Here is a 17,530-nt window from a genome sequence, read left to right as displayed (position 1 = left end):
GCACCACACAAAATAACCTCGTGCCACGACCGATCGCGCCTCGATCGGTCTCGCCGTGGCGATCAGCCGACTCGGCTGCCGCCACCGGCCTCGGGACCGATCGCCGCTACTCGAGTTCGATCCCGCGTCCCGCGAGTAGCTCCCGGAACGCGTCCTCGTCGACGATCGGGACGTCGTTCGCCGCGGCGTCCTCGCGCTTCGTCGCGCCCGGGTTTTCCCCCACGACGAGGTAGTCCGTGTTGCCCGAGACGCTTCCCGTCGCGTTGCCCCCGTGGGCTTCGACGGTCTCTTGGGCCTCGCTGCGCGTGACGCCCTCGAGCGACCCGGTGAAGACGAAGGTCAGCCCGTCGAGTTCGTCGCCGCCCGCTTCGATATCGGTCTCCCGGGGCGAGACGTGTTCGAGTAAGGCGTCGACCGCCTCGGCGTTGGCCTCGCTGGTGAAGAAGTCGTGTATCTGTCGGGAGACCGTCGCGCCGATTTCGTCGACCCCCTCGAGCCGATCGGGGTCGGTCTCGGCGGCCTCGCGGAACGCCTCGAACGTCCCGAACTCGCGCGCGAGTTCGCGGGCCGTCGCCGGCCCGACGTGGGGGATGCCCAGCGCGGAGAGGAAGTCGGGCAGCGGCGGTTCGCGGCTCGCCTCGATCTCGGCGAGCAGGTTCTCGGTGCTCGTCTCTCCCCACCCCTCGAGCGCGGTGAGGGCCTCGCGATCGAGTTCGTAGAGGTCCGCGATCGATTCGACGAGGCCGGCGTCGACCAGCTGGCGGACGCTCTTCTCGCCCAGTCCCTCCAGGTCGAGGCCGTCGTCGCTCGCGTAGTACTCGATCGATCGTCGTAACTGGGCGTCGCAGGCGAGGCCGCCGGTGCAAAACGCCATCGGGCCGTCGCGCTCGATCGGGCTGTCACAGACGGGACAGCGGTCGGGGAGTTCGTAGTGGCCGTCGCTCCCCTTTTCGACCACCTCTTCGACGTAGGGGATCACGTCGCCCGCGCGCTGGACCCGGACGGTATCGCCGACGCCGACGTTCTTCGCGGCGATTTCCTCGGGGTTGTGGAGGCTCGCCCGCGAGACGGTGACGCCGCCGACGTCGACCGGGTCGAGCAACGCGACCGGCGTCACCCGTCCCGTCCGGCCGATCTGGACCGCCACGTCGGCGATCGTCGTCACCTCCGATCGGGCGGGGAACTTGTACGCGTAGGCCCAGCGATCGTGGCGAGCCGTCCGCCCGAGTTCCTCGCGCGCCTCGCGGTCGTCGACCTTGATCACGACGCCGTCGATCTCGTAGGGGAGGTCGTCGCGCTCCTCGAGCAGCCGATCGCGGTAGTCGATGGCTCCCTCGACGTCGGCTACGATCTCGACGCGATCGTTCACCCGCAGTCCCCAGTCGGGGAAACGGTCGAGTTCCGCGCGGTGGCTGTCCTGGAGGTCGCTCGCGTCGAGCACGTCGAAGAAGAAGACGTCGAGCGGCCGCTCGGCGACGATCGAGGGATCGAGCTGGCGGATCGTCCCCGCCGTAGCGTTGCGCGGGTTCGCGAATGGCTCCTCGCCGCGTTCGATCCGCTCGCGGTTGTAGTCCTGGAACGCGTCTTTCGGCATGTAGACCTCCCCGCGAACGGCGAGGAAGTCGGGGTAGTCGCCGTGGAGCCGCTGGGGAACGGAGCCGATCGTCCGCGCGTTGTGTGTCACGTCGTCGCCCTCGCGACCGTCTCCGCGCGTGACGGCGCGCTGGAGGCTCCCGTCCTCGTAGACGAACTCCATCGAGACGCCGTCGAACTTGGGCTCGCAGACGTAGTCGTAGTCGACGTCGCCCGCGCGCTCGTCGGCACGCGCGCTCCCGCTTTCGCGCAACTCGCGCCGGACGCGGTCGTCGAACTCCCGGACGTCTTCGACCGCGCCGCTCGCATCGATCGACAGCATCGGCGCGACGTGTTCGACGGTCTCGAACTCCTCGATCGGCTCGCCGCCGACGCTTCTGGTCGGGCTGTCCGGATGCGCGAGGTCGAATTCGTCCTCGAGTTCCTGCAAGCGGCCGAAGAGCGCGTCGTACGTCCGATCGGCGATTATCGGGTCGTTCTCGACGTAGTACCGGCGATCGTGTTCGCGGATGGCCTCGCGGAGTTGCTCGACCTGCTCGCGGGCCTGCTCCTCGGTGAGGTCCTCGATCGGTTCGAAGTCGGTCGGCGGATCGCGGAGATACGGGTTCGCTTCGTCCGCGTTCTCGTCGGCGAGAGACATTCGTTGTCCGAGGGTTACGCTGCTGCCCCGTTAACGTTACTGCAGTCGTCCGACCGCCGAAGTGCAGCCGTCTCGGCCGCTGAAACGGCGCCCAACGGGGAGGTCTCGTGAACCCGGTTCGGAGGCCCGGCGTTCGGACGACGCGGGGAGCGCTACCCCCACGGGCTGTCGCCGATTTCGGCGCGAACCCGCGGACCGACCGCCACGCGACAGTCGGCCCGCGCCGTGGCGATACACAGCAGGGCGTAGCCCTCCGCCCGCTCTCGCTCCGTCAGCGCCTCGGGCGGGCGACGGTAGTCGAACGCCGCCGCGGCGTCGATCGATCGGCTCTCGCCGGACGCCCCGGCGTCGGAACCGTCGCCGTCGACGGCGAGCAGCCGGCCCACGCAGGCCGTGCAGGTCCCCTTCCGGCAGTCGTACGGCAACCGAACTCCCTCCCGCAGGGCCGCCTCGAGTACCGTCTCCCGACGATCGACCGTCACGATATCGCGCTGACCGTCCGGCCACTCGAGCGTCACGTCGTGGGACGTCATCGTTCGGTCCTCGTCCGCCGTCGTCTGTACGGGTTCTTCACAGCCAGTCTCTAGGACGGACAGCGAGAAAAGATTGCACGCGTCGGCCGTCGGTACCGCGAGCGGCGTCGCGCCGTCGGATTCGGGCGAACGAAACGCCGGCGTGCGCGTACCCGGACCGATCGCCGCCCGCTCCACACGCTTCCGCTGCTACTTCCAGGGGTTGTCGACCAGTTCGGACTGTACCTGCGAGCCGACGGCGACCCGACAGTCTGCTCGCGGGGTAGCGATGCACAGGAGCACGTACCCGCCGGTGCGGTGTCGGGGTTTCAGCGCCCGCGGCTCGCGCCGGTACGCGAACGCGTCCGCGACGTCGATCGGTTCTGTGTCACCCGCATCGCCGATCGGTTCCCGATCGGCTGCGTCGCCGCCTCCTCCCGTCCCGTCGATCGCGAGCAGCCGTCCCACGCAGGTCCCGCAGGCACCCGTCCGACAGCCGAACGGCAGTCCGACGCCGTCGCGCTCGCCCCCCTCGAGAACCGACTCGTCCTCGCGAACCGCGATCGTCCGCGTCCGGCCGTCAGGCCACTCGAGGGTCACGTCGTGGCTCGTCATGTGCTCGGCCGAGTACCGGTTTCGCGGCCGATCACTGCCAGACGTCGCTCGTACAGTCGCCGTCGGGCCACCGGATCTCGTGGGCGCGGGCCGGTCCCGCAGGGCACTCGCCCCAGTCGACGAGGAAGTCCTCGTCGAGTTCGAGGGTCCCGTTCCGCGGATCGACGTCGGCTTTCAGCATGACCGATCCCCGCTCGGCTTCCTCGGGGTAGAACTGGTCGTCCCACGAGGAGAACAGCGAGGTGGTCCAGTAGAGCCGCTCGCCGTCGAGCGAGAGCTGGATCATCTGCGGGCCGGCGGCCAGTTCGCGGCCCTGGACCTCCTGGACCTCGCCGAAGGTGCCGCCGACCGAGAGCGAGTCGGCCCGCCGCGGGTTCGCGGGGTCCGAGACGTCGTACATCCAGACCTCGCCGTGAAGCCAGTTCGAGCCGAACAGGTACCGATCGTCCATCGAGATGAGGATGTCCGTCGGGAGCGCCGGGACGGGCATGTCCCAGTCGGGATGTTCGCGGCTCTCGAAGTCGATCACCTTCTCCGCGCGGTACTCGCCGGCTGCTTCGTCTCTCCAGAAGTGGAAGATATTCGACGACAGGGCGGCCCCGACGAACCCGTGGGTCGACTCGGGGGTGTGGAGGAACCGCACCTCGAGCGGGATCAGTCCCTCCTCGCCGAGGTCGATCGTCTGTTCCACGGTGCCGTTCTCCCAGTCCCAGAAGTGGAGCTTCTGGCCGTACTTGCCCGCCTCGACGTCCTCGAGGTCGAACCCCGGATAGTAGGTCTTCGGCGCGGCCCACTCGCTCGAGACCATCACGTTCTGGCGGGGCTGGTACCAGTAGTCGTAGTTCATCTCGATTTCGCCCGGCGGCTCCCACCGACCCTCGATTTCGAAGTCGTCGTTCAACTCGAGGAACCCGCCGGGAAGGTCGCCGTCGGCGTCCCCGAGCATGCTGATGATGATCTTTCCGTCCGGAACGCAGTGGACCGTGTGCGGTGCCGAGAGGTCGTACTCGAAGACCTCCTCGGGTTCGATCACCTCGACCAGTTCCGGATTTCGTCGGTCTTTCGTGTCGATCACGTGGAGCCGCGAGGAGCGCTGGCCGGGAACGATCAAGTGCCGCCGCTCCAGCCCCTCGACGTGACACGACGAGGAACAGGCGTTCCACCCGAAGTGGTGGAGTTCGTCGCCCCGGTTCGGCATCTCGATGCGATCGACGATCTCGCCGTAGGTCTCCGAGTCGGGATCGAGGTCGACCACTGCCACGAAGTCCGGTTCGTCGACGTCGGTGCCGACGTAGAGGCTCATCACGTACGCCAGTTGCTCCCGATCGCTCTCCTCGATGGCGGCCTGGGGCGTCGAGTAGCCGGGCCCTTCGTGGTGGTGGTCGTGATCGTGGTCCGGTTCGACGTCGCTACTAGTGCTAGCATCACTCATGATATTCCTCGACCACGAACACGTAGATAAATCTATGCGGGTGTCGCAGCGATCGAACCCGATTCGTCGCTCACTCGTTCGGTGATGGGTCTCGAAAGCGATCGCCGAACGAACGTGGCAGGGTAATCGAGACCCAGTACTTTACCCGCCGGAGACCCTACGTCGTTGTAGATGGAACGGGGAACGGAGTACGGACTGGTCGATCTCGACGAGGCCGAAACGCCGGGCGACGAGTGGGAGGAGATCGACGTCTCGGACACCGAGGCCGATCGGATCGCCCGCAAGCGCGATCGGGAGTTCGAACAGTTCGAGGAACGGATCAAGGACGCCGACCAGTTCAAGGTCGAGCAGTCGGTGTTCGACGACGCGACGTTCGCGGCGCTGTACAAGCTGGTCCAGGACGGCTACGTCGAGGCCTTCGGCGGTCCCCTCTCGACGGGCAAAGAAGCCAACGTCTACCACGCGCTGGGCGACGACCGCGAGGTAGCGGTCAAGGTGTACCGGATCAACGCCTCGAACTTCCGGCAGATGCGCGACTACCTCGAGGGCGACCCGCGCTTCGAGGGCCTGGGCGGCAAGAAGAAAGACGTCGTCCTCGCCTGGACCAAGAAGGAACTGGCGAACTTAGAGCGGGCCAGACAGGCCGGAGTTCGGGTTCCCGAACCGATCGCCTCGGAGCGCAACGTCCTGGTCATGGAGTACATCGGGAACGAGGAGGGCCGCGCGAAGCGACTCGGCGAGGTCCACATCGAGAACCCCGAAACGGCCTACGAGGTCATGCGGGAGTACATGCGCCGGCTCTACGCGGCGGGGCTGATCCACGGCGACCTGAGCGAGTACAACGTCGTCTTCGACGAGGGACAACTCGTGGTCATCGATCTCGGACAGGCCGTCACCGTCCACCACCCCAACAGCCGGGGCTTTCTCGAACGCGACTGCCGGAACGTCGCGAGTTTCTTCTCGCGGCAGGGGCTCGACACCGACGCCGACGAACTACTCGAGTTCGTGACGAGTCCCGAGCCGGATCCGTCGCGCGAGTGACGATGAAGGAGTATCCCGACATTCCGCCGGTCGACGCTGCTCCGGACGACCTCTTCGAAGGGCATCTGTGGCTCCTCGAGAAGATCGACGGGGCACACCTCCGCTTCCAACTTCAGGAGTCGGGACTCGTCCGGTTCGGCGATCGAACCCGCGTCTACGACGACGACGTGCCCGAGCCGTACCAGCACGCCGTCCGCCACGTTCGAGAAAACCTCGACCGCGAGGCGCTCCGGAACGCCGTCGACGACGTCGAGGACGTCGTCTTCTTCGGGGCGGCGACTCACTACCAGACGATCGCCTACGAGTGGGATCGCATCCCGTCGTTTCTCGGCTTCGACGTCTGGTCGGCCGACGCGGAGGCGTTCCGCCCGCCAGACGCCGTCGACGCGATTTTCGACGGGATCGGCCTCGAGTCGGTGAACGTTTTTGAACGCGAACGCCGCGCGCGGGACTTCGACCCCGACTCGTTCGCGATCCCGCAGTCGGCGTGGTACCACGGCCCCGCCGAAGGCGTCGTGATCCGAAACAAACGGGGCCAGCGCGCGAAACTCCTCCACCCCGATGTCGGGGACGAGGAGCCGACGCCGATCGACGCATCGGCCGAGGAACTGGCAGCGAGGTACGCGACCCGTGATCGGCTTGAGAAACTCGCAGCGGAACTCGAGGACGAGAGCCGGCCCGTAACGTTCGAGACGCTCTACGATCGCGTCCTCGAGAACGTCCTTCGAGAGACTCACGGACGGCTCCACCACGGCGAGACCAGCGTCGAGATGAGCGGCGTTCGCTCCGAAATCGGCGCGCTCACGCGGGCGTTTCTCGACGATCGAACCGACGGGACGTAGGCGACCGCGCGACTCGAGCGGGCAGAACGTTTTTTATCGATCCGAACCGACAGCTAATCGATGACGCCCGCTCTCGAGTGGCGCTGGCGCTGGCAGGGTCCCTCGAGAGCGGACAGTGTCGCTGCGACGGGCGACGCGGCCTAACCCGACGCTCGCGGCGGCGATCGCTCCCTCCGCTCGTTTTCGCGCTCGTACCGCGTGCTAGCCGCTGCAGTCGCCCCATCGACACGAATGAGAGAGCCGACCGACATGACCGATAGCACAGCCACGCCAGAGACGACTTCCGACGCCGATTCCGGCGACGGAGGGTTCACCGTCACGCCCTACGCCGTCGACGGCCAAATCGACTACGACAAGCTACTCGATCGGTTCGGTGCCGATCCCCTGACGGACGAGCAGATCGATTGCTTCCCGCCCCATCCGATGCTCCGCCGGCGGATCTTCTACGCCGGCCGGGACGTCGATCGCTACCTCGAGGCCCCCGAGTCGGGCGCATCCCACGCGATCGTCACCGGGCGCGGACCGTCGGGACCGATGCACCTCGGGCACGTCCTGCCGCTGTATCTCGCGAAGCGGTTCCAGCAGGAGACGGGTGCGACGGTCTACGTTCCGCTTTCGGACGACGAGAAGTACCTCGCGAAAGACCAGTCCTTCGAGTCGATCGGCGAACACACACGCGAGAACCTGCGAGACATCCTCGCCGTCGGCTTCGACCCCGAACGGACGCGGATCGTGATTGACACGGCCGATGCAGACGTGATCTACCCGATCGCGGTTCGACTCGCCAGGTTCCTCACGCCGGCGACCGTCGAGGCCGTCTACGGGGAGCAGGACACCGTGGGCCTGCAGTTCTACCCGGCTGTACAGGCGACGCACCTCCTGTTGCCGCAACTCGTCGACGGCCGCCAGTCAACGCTTGTCCCGATCGCCGTCGATCAGGACCCGCACGTCCGGGTCTGTCGTGACGTCGCCGCGAAGGAGGCGCTTCCCGTCCGGAAGCCCGGAGCCCTCCTCGGCCGATTTCTCCCCAGCCTCGACGGGCCGGGGAAGATGAGTTCTTCCGGCGACGCGCCGTCGATCGAACTCACGGCCGATTCCGAGACCGTCGCAAAGACGATCCGTACCCACGCGTACACGGGTGGCCGGGCGACGGTCGCGGCGCACCGCGAGCACGGCGGCGATCCGACCGTCGACGTTCCCTTCCAGTACCTGCGATTCTTCTTCGAACCCGACGACGAGCGTCTCGCACGCATCGCGGCCGACTACCGCGCGGGGGAGCTTCTCAGTGGCGAGATGAAGGAACTGACGATCGATCGGATTACGGCCTTCCTCGCCGCCCACCAGCGGCGGCGCACGGCACTGGATTCTCTCGAGACCGAACTCGAGCCCTATCGGCTCACCGACGGGGAGCGACGACGAGCGCTCGATCGAGCCGGCATTCCGGTATCTGTCGCGGAATTGAGCGATCGAAACCGGCGCTTACAGTCGGGGAGCGACGGCTAATCTTCTATTAGCACCAGCGGTGGACTGTTACGGAGCGATTTTCGAGATTAGCTTGAAATACGACGTCGGTGACGGTTGCGAACGAGGCAGGTCGTATGGGTACAAATAGCACGGCTCCGACAGACGAGTTCGACACCGAACCGGACGAGACTGAACTCCTGTTCTACGGCGGTCGCGGGATGAGCGCGTTCCCGATCGTGTTCTTCGTCGTCTGGGCGATCATCCAGACGGCGCTGTTGCGCATCTCGAGCGAAGAGGGTCTCGTTCTCGGGATCCTCCTGGGGCTCATCCTCGGGATGTTCTTCGCGAAGGGGTCCTGGAAGGGGTACGCGAACACGATTTTCGAGGGGATGACCCAGCCAGTCGCTGTGACGGCAATCGTCGCCTGGGTCTGGGCGGGGATGTTCGCCCAGACGATGCAGACCGGCGGCTTCGTCGAGGGACTGGTCTGGCTGGCCGACCTCACCGGCGTCGGCGCGGCGCTGTTCCCGGCGATCACGTTCGTGCTGGCGGCACTGCTGGCGACCGGCATCGGGACGGGCTACGGGACGACGATCGCCTTCGTCGCCCTGTTCTTCCCGGCTGGCGTGCTCCTGGGAGCCAATCCCGTGTTGCTGTTCGGCGCGATCCTCTCGGGCGCGATCTTCGGCGACAACCTCGCGCCCGTCAGCGACACGACGATCGTCAGCGCCGTCACGCAGGACTCGGACATCGGGGGCGTCGTCGCCTCCCGGTTCAAGTACGCGATCATCGCTGCGTTGCTCGCGTTCCTCGGCTACGTCGTCGCTAGCTCGGTCCTTCCCGGCGCGGAGATCACGAACGGTGCCGAAGCCAGGCAGCTCTTCGTCGCGGAAAGCGATCCGCTCGGACTCGTTCACCTGCTCTCGATGGGGGTCGTCATCGTGACGGCGGTCGCCGGACGGCACATCGTCGAGGCGATCTCGTGGGGAATCGTCGTCGCCGTCGTGGCGAACCTCGTCCTCGGACTCGCGCCCGCAAGCGCCATCGTCCGCTTCGAGGCGCCCGCGGACGCCCCCGCGGCGGACCTGCTCGGTGGGCTGCCGATCGTCGAAATCGTTTCCGAGGATCCGACGGTGACCGGAAGCCTGGTCGAGGGCGCCGCCGGTTTCTTCACGCTGTCCATCCTCGTGTTGTTCATCATCGGGGCCGCCCAGATCATGATCCGCGGCGGGGCGTTCCAGGCGGTGCTCGACTGGTCGCTCGACAACCTCGCGACGAACGTCCGCAACGCCGAACTCACGATGGTCGGCTCGACGGCGCTGATCAACGCGACGATCACGATCAACACCGCCGCCGAGGTAGCGATCGGGCCCTACATCTCGAAGGTCGGCGAGCGGTTCAACATCAACGGCTACCGGCGCGCGAACATTCTGGACGCCCAGACGGCCGCGCTCGGCTACATCTTCCCGTGGTCCGGCGGGGTGCTGGTGGGCTTCTCCGAGATGCAGAACCTGCCGGAGACGTACGACTGGTTCGACGCCTCGCTGGTGGTCAATCCGGTCGACGTCGTTCCGTTCGTCTTCCACGGCTGGCTGCTGGTGGCGGTGTTCGTCTTCGCGGCGCTCACCGGTTTCGGCCGCGAGTACCTCATCGATCGCGAATCCGAAGAGGTGGCCCGGGTATGAGCCTGCTCGGGAAGTACTTCCGCGGATGGTCGTTCCGATCGACAACACCCTCCCTGGTGCCCGGGAGCGAGGTAAACATCTTCGTCAGCGAGTACGATGGCGACGGCGTCGGGATCGCGAACGTCGGCGATACGCGACTCTACGTCGAGGGCGTCGACCCCGACGACGTCGGCAGGCGGGTCCGGGTCGCGGTGACGTCGTTCGACGAGACCGACGCGACGGGTCGCGGCGAGTTCCGCGAGGTCGTCGGCGAGAGTTCCTACGCCGGCTGAGCGGGCCGACCGATCGGCCCAATACTCTTTACGATCCCCCTCGCGCACACCTGTATGAACATCGGTGTCATCTCCGACACGCACGACAACGTCGAGGCGATCGAGCGAGCCGCCGACGTCTTCGCTGCGGAGGGCGTCGAGATCGTCATCCACTGTGGCGACTTCGTCGCGCCGCTGATGATCCCGTACTTCGGCCAGTTCGAACTCCACGGCGTGCTCGGGAACAACGACGGCGACGTCGCCAACCTGCAGGCCGCGTTCGACGGGCTGGGCGGCGAGAGCGAACTCCACGGCCGGTTCGCGAGCCTCGAGTTCGACGGCCTCTCCGTTGCCGTCCTGCACGGCGAGCACCGCGAGGAGGTCGACGCGATCGCTGCCGGCGAGACGTACGATTTCGTCTGTTTCGGCCACCACCACGAGCGCGAACTCTTCGAAGAAGGGCGAACGACGGTGCTCAATCCCGGCGCACACGTCTTGCCGGGTTCCGAGGACGATCGGACGGTCGCAGTCATCGACACGCTCTCGGAGTCGGTGCGGTTCCGATCGCTGGTCGACGAGCGGAGCAACTGAACGTCAGTACACACCCGATCGCAATGCCGTCGTGTGAGCGGTGTGGGACAGTTTCGGTGACTGCGGTGGGCTGGCCGTCCGTCGGGTGATCCGGTGGCCCTTGTAAGCGCCTAACCCGGTGACTGCCCACACGCGGGTCAGGTCGGGCCGTCACCGGTCCGGGGACTCCTCGCCCGGACGTGCGAGCCACCCGCACCCGTTGCTCGCGGACCAAGCCCTTAACCTCGGTGAGATAATACTGCAGTGTATGCAGCACGTGAAGATTCCGCAGGACCGCATCGGCGTTCTCATCGGCGAGGGCGGCGAGACGATGCGCGAAATCGAGTCGGCAGCCGAAGTCCGCCTCGACATCGACTCGGAGAACGGCTCCGTCGCCGTCGAAACCGTCGGTGATCCGGTTCGCGCCCTCAAGGGCCCCGAGATCGTCCGTGCGATCGGACGCGGCTTCGCACCCGAGGAGGCGCTCCGGCTGCTCGAGGACGACATGATGCTGTTCGACGTCGTCGACATCGACGCTGCCTCGCGCAACAAGAACGACATGAAGCGCCAGAAGGGCCGACTCATCGGGGAAGGTGGCCGTACTCGCGAACTCATGGAAGAGCTCTCCGGGGCCTCGGTCGTCATCTACGGCTCGACGCTCGGGATCATCGGCACGCCGCCGCAGGTCGACGCCGTCCGCAGCGCCGCCGAGATGCTGCTGGACGGTGCGCCACACGGCGCGGTGTACTCGTTCCTCGAAGAGAAGCACAACGAGATGAAACACCAGGGGATGGAGTATCACCGATTCCCCGGTTCGTCCGGTTCGACCTGAGCGGATGCCTGGCCCCTGCCGATCGCTGCGAGTGCCGTGCCTTTCCCGCAGGAATCCGTGCCCGTCGTCGTTCGCCGCGGGTACCGACGTTCGTGGGTCCCGCCCTGGTTCGGCGGCCCCGTTCACCCGATCGAAGCGTGCGGGCGAATCGAGTAACGTTCACGACCAACGATATGTTTTTCTACTAACTGGTGCCGTACTAGAACGATGACCGAATGCGATCGACGACGATTTCTCGCTGGACTTACGGGCGGTGGACTGCTCGCCGCCGGTAGTGGCTCGGTGACGGCGAGCCCCGCCGCCGTCGCGCAGACGACGGACGACGGCACTGTGTGGACGTTCGACACCGGTGACGTGATCGAAGCCGCACCGGCAGTCGCCGACGGCACCGTTTACGTTCCGAGTAACGACGGACTCATCTACGCGCTCGACGCCGAGGACGGCGAGGGAGCGTGGTCGTTCGAAACCGGAACGAAGAACGGGTCCTCGCCGACGGTGGCCGACGGGACGGTGTTCGTCGGCTGCAACGACGGCACCGTCTACGCGATCGACGCCGACGGCGGCGACGAACGGTGGTCCTATTCGACCGGGCTGGCCGTCCGATCGTCGCCGACGGTGGCCGACGGGACCGTCTACGTCGGCAGCCGCGACGACAATCTGTACGCGCTCGACGCCTCGACGGGCGACGAGGTGTGGGCGTTCGAGACCGGTGACTCGGTGCGCGGGTCGCCGGTCGTGGCCGCCGGGATCGTGTATTTCGGGAGCCGTGACGGGACGATATACGCGATCGACGCCGTGGAAGGCGGCGAGGTGTGGACCGTCGACACCGACGTTTCGATCGGGACGACCCCGGCAGTTCGCGACGGCGTCGTCTACGTCGGCGGCGCGGACGAGACGCTGTACGCCCTCGAGTCCGGGACCGGCGACGAGGTGTGGACGTTCGCGGCCGACAATTCGGTCGGATCCCCCACCGTCGCCGGAGACGCCGTCTACGCGGGCACCTCCAGCGATACCGTCTACGCACTCGACGTGGTGGGCGGGGAGAAGAAGTGGACCGTCGACACCGGCGGCTCCGTGTTGACCGCGCCGGCACTGATCGACGAGACCGTGATCGTGAGCAGCGGCGACTCCCTGTACGCGATCGACGCCGTGGAGGGCGACGTGACGTGGACGTTCGAGACCGGGGACACGGTTCGATCGTCGCCGGCGACGGCGAACGGGATCGTGTACGCCGGGAGCTGGGACGAGACAGTGTACGCCATCGATCCCGAAGCGCTTCTCGAGACGAACGACGACACAACCGGCGGGCCCGAGGATTCGGACGGAATCTCGGGTCTGGGGATGCTCGGAGCCCTCGCGAGTCTCGGCGGCATCTTCTACCTGCTGTTTCGGATCACGGACGAGACCGATCGATAGTCCCGAAGCCCGATCGAAACCGGCGTTCACAGGAATCCTTTCATAAATAACCGTCGGTCAGTCTCGTTCGAACGCATACCCCCGGTCGATTCAACCGATCTGAGAGGTGCGATACCGCAGCATTTATATAGAATAACAATCAATCCTTCAGCTGACTATGGCACAACAGCAGATGGGCAACCAGCCGCTTATCGTCCTCTCGGAGGAAAGCCAGCGGACATCCGGCAAAGACGCGCAGTCGATGAACATTCAGGCCGGGAAGGCCGTCGCCGAGTCCGTACGGACCACGCTGGGTCCGAAGGGGATGGACAAGATGCTCGTCGACTCGACGGGCAACGTCGTCGTCACGAACGACGGCGTCACGCTCCTCTCGGAGATGGACATCGACCACCCGGCGGCAGACATGATCGTCGAAGTCGCCGAGACCCAGGAGGACGAGGTCGGCGACGGGACCACCAGCGCCGTCGTCGTCGCTGGTGAACTCCTCAGCCAGGCCGAGGACCTCCTCGAGCAGGACATTCACGCGACCACCCTCGCCCAGGGGTACCGACAGGCCGCCGAAGAGGCCACCGAGGCCCTCGAAGAGATCGCGATCGAGGTCGAGGAAGACGACACCGAGGTCCTCGAACAGATCGCCGCCACCGCGATGACCGGCAAGGGCGCGGAGAGCTCCCGCGATCTGCTGGCCGGCCTCGTCGTCGAGGCCGTCCAGTCCGTCGCGGACGACGAGGGCGTCGACACGGACAACGTCAAGGTCGAGAAGGTGGTCGGCGGCTCGATCGAGAACTCCGAACTCGTCGAGGGCGTCATCGTCGACAAGGAGCGCGTCTCGGAGAACATGCCGTACTTCGTCGAGGACGCCAACGTCGCGATCGTCGACGGCGACCTCGAGATCAAGGAGACGGAGATCGACGCCGAGGTCAACGTCACCGATCCCGACCAGCTCGAGCAGTTCCTCGAACAGGAGGAACGCCAGCTCCGCGAGATGGTCGACCAGGTCGCCGACGCCGGCGCGGACGTCGTCTTCGTCGACGGCGGCATCGACGACATGGCCCAGCACTACCTCGCACAGGAGGGAATCATCGCCGTCCGTCGCGTCAAGTCCAGCGACCAGTCCCAGCTCGCCCGCGCGACCGGCGCTCGTCCCGTCTCGAACGTCGACGACCTGAGCGAGGACGACCTCGGCTTCGCCGGTAGCGTCGCCCAGAAGGAGATCGCCGGCGACCAGCGCATCTTCGTCGAGGACGTCGACGACGCCAAGGCCGTCACCCTCATCCTGCGGGGCGGTACCGAACACGTCATCGACGAAGTCGATCGCGCGATCGAGGACTCCCTCGGCGTCGTCCGGACGACCCTCGAGGACGGCAAGGTGGTCGCGGGCGGCGGCGCTCCGGAGGTCAACCTCTCGCTGGCCCTGCGCGACTACGCCGACTCCGTCGGCGGCCGCGAACAGCTGGCCGTCGAGGCCTTCGCGGACGCGCTCGAGGTCATCCCCCGCACGCTGGCCGAGAACGCCGGGCTGGACCCCATCGACTCCCTCGTGGAACTGCGCAGCGCCCACGACGCCGGCGACTCGGGTGCCGGCCTCGACGCCTTCACCGGCGACACGATCGACATGGACGCCGAGGGCGTCTACGAGCCGCTGCGCGTGAAGACCCAGGCGATCGAGTCCGCCACCGAGGCGGCCGTCATGCTGTTGCGCATCGACGACGTCATCGCTGCCGGTGACCTCGCCGTCGCCGACGACGACGAAGACGAAGACATGCCCGCCGGCGGCCCCGGCGGCATGGGCGGCGGCATGGGCGGTATGGGCGGCGGCATGGGCGGCATGATGTAAGCGAGGGTCGGACCGCACAGCGAACGAACCCGTCGTTTCGCTCCGTCGTTCGAGAGAGCCCCTCTCTCGTGAACCTCGAACGAACGCCCCGCGCTCTGTTGGACCACGGCGGCGCTCGAACCGCCGTCGTTTCCGTTCCGGACAGCCCCTATCTTCGCGTTTCGATTCGTCGGAATTCCCGTTTTCTCACGTACCGTCCGTCGGAGCATCCGTGCTTTTTCACGTGCCGGTTTTTCGGAGTCCCGTTCTCGCAGCCAGTCGAACGTTCGGATGAGGGTATCGCGCCCGTACGACCGATTCACGCGTATTAAGTAGTCGCCCGCAATATTCGCCAGTATGAACACGCTTCTCCTGGACAGCGACGACGCCGACGAGCACGCACGACTCGACGATGTCATCGGCGCGGTCGAACGGGCCTTCGGGGCCTACGAACGCGGCAACGCACAGATGCCGGCCAAATCCTACATCGATCTCCCGCAGTACAACGGGGACTTCCGTTCGATGCCCGCCTACCTCGACACGGGCGAGTGGGACGCGGCCGGGCTGAAGTGGGTCAACGTCCACCCGGACAACCCCGAAGACCACGGCCTCCCGACGGTCCTCGGGACGATGATTTACTCCGATCCCGAAACGGCGTTCCCGCTCGCGATCATCGACGGAACGACGCTCACGATGAAACGGACCGGTGCCGCGGCCGCCGTCGCCACGGACTACCTCGCCGTCGACGACGCCACGAGCCTCGGCATCGTCGGCGCTGGCGTCCAGTCGTACACCCAGCTCGAGGCGATCAGCGAGGTCCGTCCGATCGAGGAGGTCGTCGTCGCGGACAAAGACGAGGGCCGGATCCAGCGGTTCGTCGACACCTACGGGGACGCGTTCGACGTTCGCGCCGGCTCCATCGCCGAGGCGGGCCACTGCGACGTGCTCTCGACGGTGACGCCCGTCGAGGAGCCGATCGTCGGGCGCGAGGACGTCGGCGAGTACACGCACGTCAACGCGATCGGGGCCGACGCCGAGGGGAAGCACGAACTCGCGGACGACCTCCTGCTCGACGCGAGAGTCGTCATCGACGACCACGAGCAGTGTACCCACTCGGGCGAGGTCAACGTCCCCTACGGCGAGGGCGTGCTGACCGACGACGACATCTACGGCGAAATCGGCCAGCTGGTCGTGGGGGACCTGTCGGGCCGCGACGCCGAAACGGGCGTCACGGTCTTCGATTCGACGGGGCTCGCGATCCAGGACGTTGCCGCCGCCCGGGTGGCATACGAGAACGCCCGCGAGAGCGACGCCGGATACGCGTTCGGGATGATCGATACCGACGCACGGTAGTGCGGTCCGATCCGCTGCGGACCGGCCAGAACCACCGAAGTCCAGCTAGAACCACTGCAGTCTGGCAGAACCACTCCACTCCAGCGAGAGTTACCTCAGTTCAGCTAGAGCCACCTCAATCCAGCCCCAGCCACCGCACTACGGCCGCCGTTCGACGGGACGATCGGCGGCCGCCATCAGTCCGATCGGAGTCGGCGCAGGATCGAGCCGGTCATGCGGTGGTCGTCACAGAAGTAGGCCCGGGGCTCGGCCGTCGGCCTCGGCAGGTCGTTCGCCGCGAACATCGTGTTCTCGTGGATCGTCACGTCGGCCGGCTGGAGCGGCCACGGATCGTGGTCGATCTCGCCCGTCAGTGTGCCGCCGTCGCGCGGGGCGTAGAAGCGACGCCGTTCCGAGAGCCAGTACTCGAGCGTTCCCTCATCGGCGGTGAAGACGGGCCCCTCAGGGCGGTACGTCGCCGAGAAGCGGGCCGGCGGTTCGCCTCCTGTCGGTGTGCCGAGGTCGGGAGTGCCCTCGTTTCGGGTGCTCGCGAACACGACTTCGTCGACGCCGCTGGCCCCGCTGCTCACCTGCATCCGTGCGTAGTAAACGGGGAGCCTGGTCGCCCGTCCAACGACCGTCGCGACGAATGCGCTCCCGACGTCGATACTGAAGAAGTACAGGCCCGGATCGCCCCGGTATCTGACGTAGGTCCGGACGTTGAGTTCGGGAAACGCCAGCCGAGCGATCGGTGGCGTCCCGCGGATGCCGGCGTTCGTGAGCACGAACGGGATGACGCTGAGCCACGCCTCTCCCTCTCTGGTCTCGAGCGTCAACTGGTCGGGGACGCGGGGTCGAACGTCGTCGGGGTCGACCGGCCAGTGGATGAACAGGCCGTCACGCCAGGTCATCGAGGCGACGTGTGGTGTTGTCGGCGGCACATCTCGGTCCGAGAACGTCCATCGAAGTGGGTCCGTCCGTGTTCGTTGGAGAGTCATCTCGTGCGATCGGGGGTGAGTTCCGTCGTACGACGGGGAGCAGGATAAAGCACTACGACGACTGTCGAGGCCGATGACTCTCTTCCGGACGGTGACGAATCGGGACGATCGGCGGACGGCGACGCGATGACGGGTGGAACAATTTCCCGACAGGAGGACGATAGCATCAGTGCGACAGAAACGCAACTCGATCTCCCGATGGGTAGTCGCCGTCACTTCTGGCCACTGCACCGACCGTAATTCGATCGCCCTCGACTCGAAGAGGGGTATTTCCGCTCGTTCGTGGCAGTGCTACCGCCGGTTTCGGCGGCAGGCGAGACGGTGATCCCGTCGGTTGCGTCCGCCGCGAATCCGCGCGTCGTTTCGTCGGTCGTCTCCAGCCGCGCGGCCGCGCCGTCGCTTCGGTCGTCCATGCGATCGCTGAACGTCTGTTCCGCTGTGGATCCACCGTGCTCGACGCGTGCGCGAAGAAGAGAATTCTCCACATCGGA

The 17,530-nt window shown here is 66.5% G+C and carries 16 protein-coding genes; 10 read left to right on the top strand and 6 right to left on the bottom strand.

Going from position 1 to position 17,530, the window contains the following annotated elements:
• Window positions 1–106 precede the first annotated feature (106 nt).
• From ligA to MUG98_RS20375, 4 genes are all read right to left on the bottom strand, one after another.
• The gene (ligA, locus tag MUG98_RS20390) at window positions 107–2,233 is read right to left on the bottom strand and encodes an NAD-dependent DNA ligase LigA (protein ID WP_265109251.1); all 2,127 of its coding nucleotides are present in this window, start codon (window positions 2,231–2,233) and stop codon (window positions 107–109) included.
• A gap of 152 nt (window positions 2,234–2,385) precedes the next feature.
• Window positions 2,386–2,766 (bottom strand): 2Fe-2S iron-sulfur cluster-binding protein, encoded by a 381-nt coding sequence (locus MUG98_RS20385; RefSeq protein ID WP_265109250.1) that lies wholly within the window; start codon window positions 2,764–2,766, stop codon window positions 2,386–2,388.
• Between the two features lie 189 nt (window positions 2,767–2,955).
• On the bottom strand, window positions 2,956–3,360 hold the full coding sequence (locus MUG98_RS20380; RefSeq protein WP_265109249.1) for a 2Fe-2S iron-sulfur cluster-binding protein: 405 nt from the start codon (window positions 3,358–3,360) through the stop codon (window positions 2,956–2,958).
• A gap of 31 nt (window positions 3,361–3,391) precedes the next feature.
• Window positions 3,392–4,792 (bottom strand): selenium-binding family protein, encoded by a 1,401-nt coding sequence (locus MUG98_RS20375; protein ID WP_265109248.1) that lies wholly within the window; start codon window positions 4,790–4,792, stop codon window positions 3,392–3,394.
• A 171-nt stretch (window positions 4,793–4,963) separates the two neighbouring features.
• Here MUG98_RS20375 and rio1 point away from each other — a divergent pair, with 171 nt between their 5' ends.
• The 10 genes from rio1 (at window position 4,964) to MUG98_RS20325 (ending at window position 16,062) form a co-directional block, all read left to right on the top strand.
• Complete coding sequence (rio1, locus tag MUG98_RS20370) at window positions 4,964–5,833, top strand: serine/threonine-protein kinase Rio1 (RefSeq protein WP_265109247.1); 870 nt, start codon at window positions 4,964–4,966, stop codon at window positions 5,831–5,833.
• Window positions 5,834–5,835: 2 nt separating this feature from the next.
• Window positions 5,836–6,675 carry an RNA ligase family protein gene (locus tag MUG98_RS20365; RefSeq protein WP_265109246.1) on the top strand — a complete coding sequence of 280 codons (840 nt, stop codon included), beginning with the start codon at window positions 5,836–5,838 and terminating at the stop codon, window positions 6,673–6,675.
• A gap of 249 nt (window positions 6,676–6,924) precedes the next feature.
• Window positions 6,925–8,178, top strand: coding sequence for a tryptophan--tRNA ligase (locus MUG98_RS20360; RefSeq protein WP_265109245.1), 1,254 nt, complete (start codon window positions 6,925–6,927; stop codon window positions 8,176–8,178).
• A 95-nt stretch (window positions 8,179–8,273) separates the two neighbouring features.
• Window positions 8,274–9,824: a Na+/H+ antiporter NhaC family protein gene (locus MUG98_RS20355; protein WP_265109244.1), complete on the top strand. Its 1,551-nt coding sequence runs from the start codon at window positions 8,274–8,276 to the stop codon at window positions 9,822–9,824.
• Window positions 9,821–10,096 carry a DUF7513 family protein gene (locus MUG98_RS20350; RefSeq protein ID WP_265109243.1) on the top strand — a complete coding sequence of 92 codons (276 nt, stop codon included), beginning with the start codon at window positions 9,821–9,823 and terminating at the stop codon, window positions 10,094–10,096. Before MUG98_RS20355 ends, MUG98_RS20350 begins: the two co-directional genes overlap by 4 nt.
• Before the next feature lie 54 nt (window positions 10,097–10,150).
• On the top strand, window positions 10,151–10,666 hold the full coding sequence (locus MUG98_RS20345; protein ID WP_265109242.1) for a metallophosphoesterase: 516 nt from the start codon (window positions 10,151–10,153) through the stop codon (window positions 10,664–10,666).
• Between the two features lie 247 nt (window positions 10,667–10,913).
• A complete protein-coding gene (locus MUG98_RS20340; protein WP_265109241.1) occupies window positions 10,914–11,477 on the top strand; it encodes a KH domain-containing protein in 564 nt (187 codons plus the stop codon).
• Window positions 11,478–11,684: 207 nt separating this feature from the next.
• Window positions 11,685–12,893, top strand: coding sequence for an outer membrane protein assembly factor BamB family protein (locus MUG98_RS20335; RefSeq protein WP_265109240.1), 1,209 nt, complete (start codon window positions 11,685–11,687; stop codon window positions 12,891–12,893).
• A gap of 172 nt (window positions 12,894–13,065) precedes the next feature.
• The gene (gene thsA / locus MUG98_RS20330; protein WP_265112495.1) at window positions 13,066–14,730 is read left to right on the top strand and encodes a thermosome subunit alpha; all 1,665 of its coding nucleotides are present in this window, start codon (window positions 13,066–13,068) and stop codon (window positions 14,728–14,730) included.
• A gap of 336 nt (window positions 14,731–15,066) precedes the next feature.
• Window positions 15,067–16,062, top strand: a complete 996-nt coding sequence (locus MUG98_RS20325) for an ornithine cyclodeaminase family protein (RefSeq protein WP_265109239.1) — start codon at window positions 15,067–15,069, stop codon at window positions 16,060–16,062.
• 176 nt (window positions 16,063–16,238) lie between these two features.
• On the opposite strand, the gene MUG98_RS20320 is transcribed toward MUG98_RS20325, so the two are convergent.
• Both MUG98_RS20320 and MUG98_RS20315 read right to left on the bottom strand, forming a co-directional pair.
• Window positions 16,239–16,952: a YqjF family protein gene (locus MUG98_RS20320; RefSeq protein ID WP_265109238.1), complete on the bottom strand. Its 714-nt coding sequence runs from the start codon at window positions 16,950–16,952 to the stop codon at window positions 16,239–16,241.
• 299 nt (window positions 16,953–17,251) lie between these two features.
• Window positions 17,252–17,452, bottom strand: coding sequence for a hypothetical protein (locus tag MUG98_RS20315; RefSeq protein WP_265109237.1), 201 nt, complete (start codon window positions 17,450–17,452; stop codon window positions 17,252–17,254).
• Between the last annotated feature and the right edge of the window lie 78 nt (window positions 17,453–17,530).

It is taken from the genome of Halosolutus halophilus (assembly GCF_022869805.1).
GTDB classification, from domain to species: Archaea; Halobacteriota; Halobacteria; order Halobacteriales; family Natrialbaceae; genus Halosolutus; species Halosolutus halophilus.
Note: the sequence above shows the minus strand (reverse complement) of the source record. Positions and strands in the feature narration are given on the sequence as shown.

What these genes read in the sequence shown, in the direction of transcription:
- ligA (WP_265109251.1), bottom strand. Translation starts at nt 2,233, where the DNA reads ATGTCTCTCGCCGACGAGAACGCGGACGAAGCGAACCCGTATCTCCGC.
- MUG98_RS20385 (WP_265109250.1), bottom strand. Translation starts at nt 2,766, where the DNA reads ATGACGTCCCACGACGTGACGCTCGAGTGGCCGGACGGTCAGCGCGAT.
- MUG98_RS20380 (WP_265109249.1), bottom strand. Translation starts at nt 3,360, where the DNA reads ATGACGAGCCACGACGTGACCCTCGAGTGGCCTGACGGCCGGACGCGG.
- MUG98_RS20375 (WP_265109248.1), bottom strand. Translation starts at nt 4,792, where the DNA reads ATGAGTGATGCTAGCACTAGTAGCGACGTCGAACCGGACCACGATCAC.
- rio1 (WP_265109247.1), top strand. Translation starts at nt 4,964, where the DNA reads ATGGAACGGGGAACGGAGTACGGACTGGTCGATCTCGACGAGGCCGAA.
- MUG98_RS20365 (WP_265109246.1), top strand. Translation starts at nt 5,836, where the DNA reads ATGAAGGAGTATCCCGACATTCCGCCGGTCGACGCTGCTCCGGACGAC.
- MUG98_RS20360 (WP_265109245.1), top strand. Translation starts at nt 6,925, where the DNA reads ATGACCGATAGCACAGCCACGCCAGAGACGACTTCCGACGCCGATTCC.
- MUG98_RS20355 (WP_265109244.1), top strand. Translation starts at nt 8,274, where the DNA reads ATGGGTACAAATAGCACGGCTCCGACAGACGAGTTCGACACCGAACCG.
- MUG98_RS20350 (WP_265109243.1), top strand. Translation starts at nt 9,821, where the DNA reads ATGAGCCTGCTCGGGAAGTACTTCCGCGGATGGTCGTTCCGATCGACA.
- MUG98_RS20345 (WP_265109242.1), top strand. Translation starts at nt 10,151, where the DNA reads ATGAACATCGGTGTCATCTCCGACACGCACGACAACGTCGAGGCGATC.
- MUG98_RS20340 (WP_265109241.1), top strand. Translation starts at nt 10,914, where the DNA reads ATGCAGCACGTGAAGATTCCGCAGGACCGCATCGGCGTTCTCATCGGC.
- MUG98_RS20335 (WP_265109240.1), top strand. Translation starts at nt 11,685, where the DNA reads ATGACCGAATGCGATCGACGACGATTTCTCGCTGGACTTACGGGCGGT.
- thsA (WP_265112495.1), top strand. Translation starts at nt 13,066, where the DNA reads ATGGGCAACCAGCCGCTTATCGTCCTCTCGGAGGAAAGCCAGCGGACA.
- MUG98_RS20325 (WP_265109239.1), top strand. Translation starts at nt 15,067, where the DNA reads ATGAACACGCTTCTCCTGGACAGCGACGACGCCGACGAGCACGCACGA.
- MUG98_RS20320 (WP_265109238.1), bottom strand. Translation starts at nt 16,952, where the DNA reads ATGACCTGGCGTGACGGCCTGTTCATCCACTGGCCGGTCGACCCCGAC.
- MUG98_RS20315 (WP_265109237.1), bottom strand. Translation starts at nt 17,452, where the DNA reads ATGGACGACCGAAGCGACGGCGCGGCCGCGCGGCTGGAGACGACCGAC.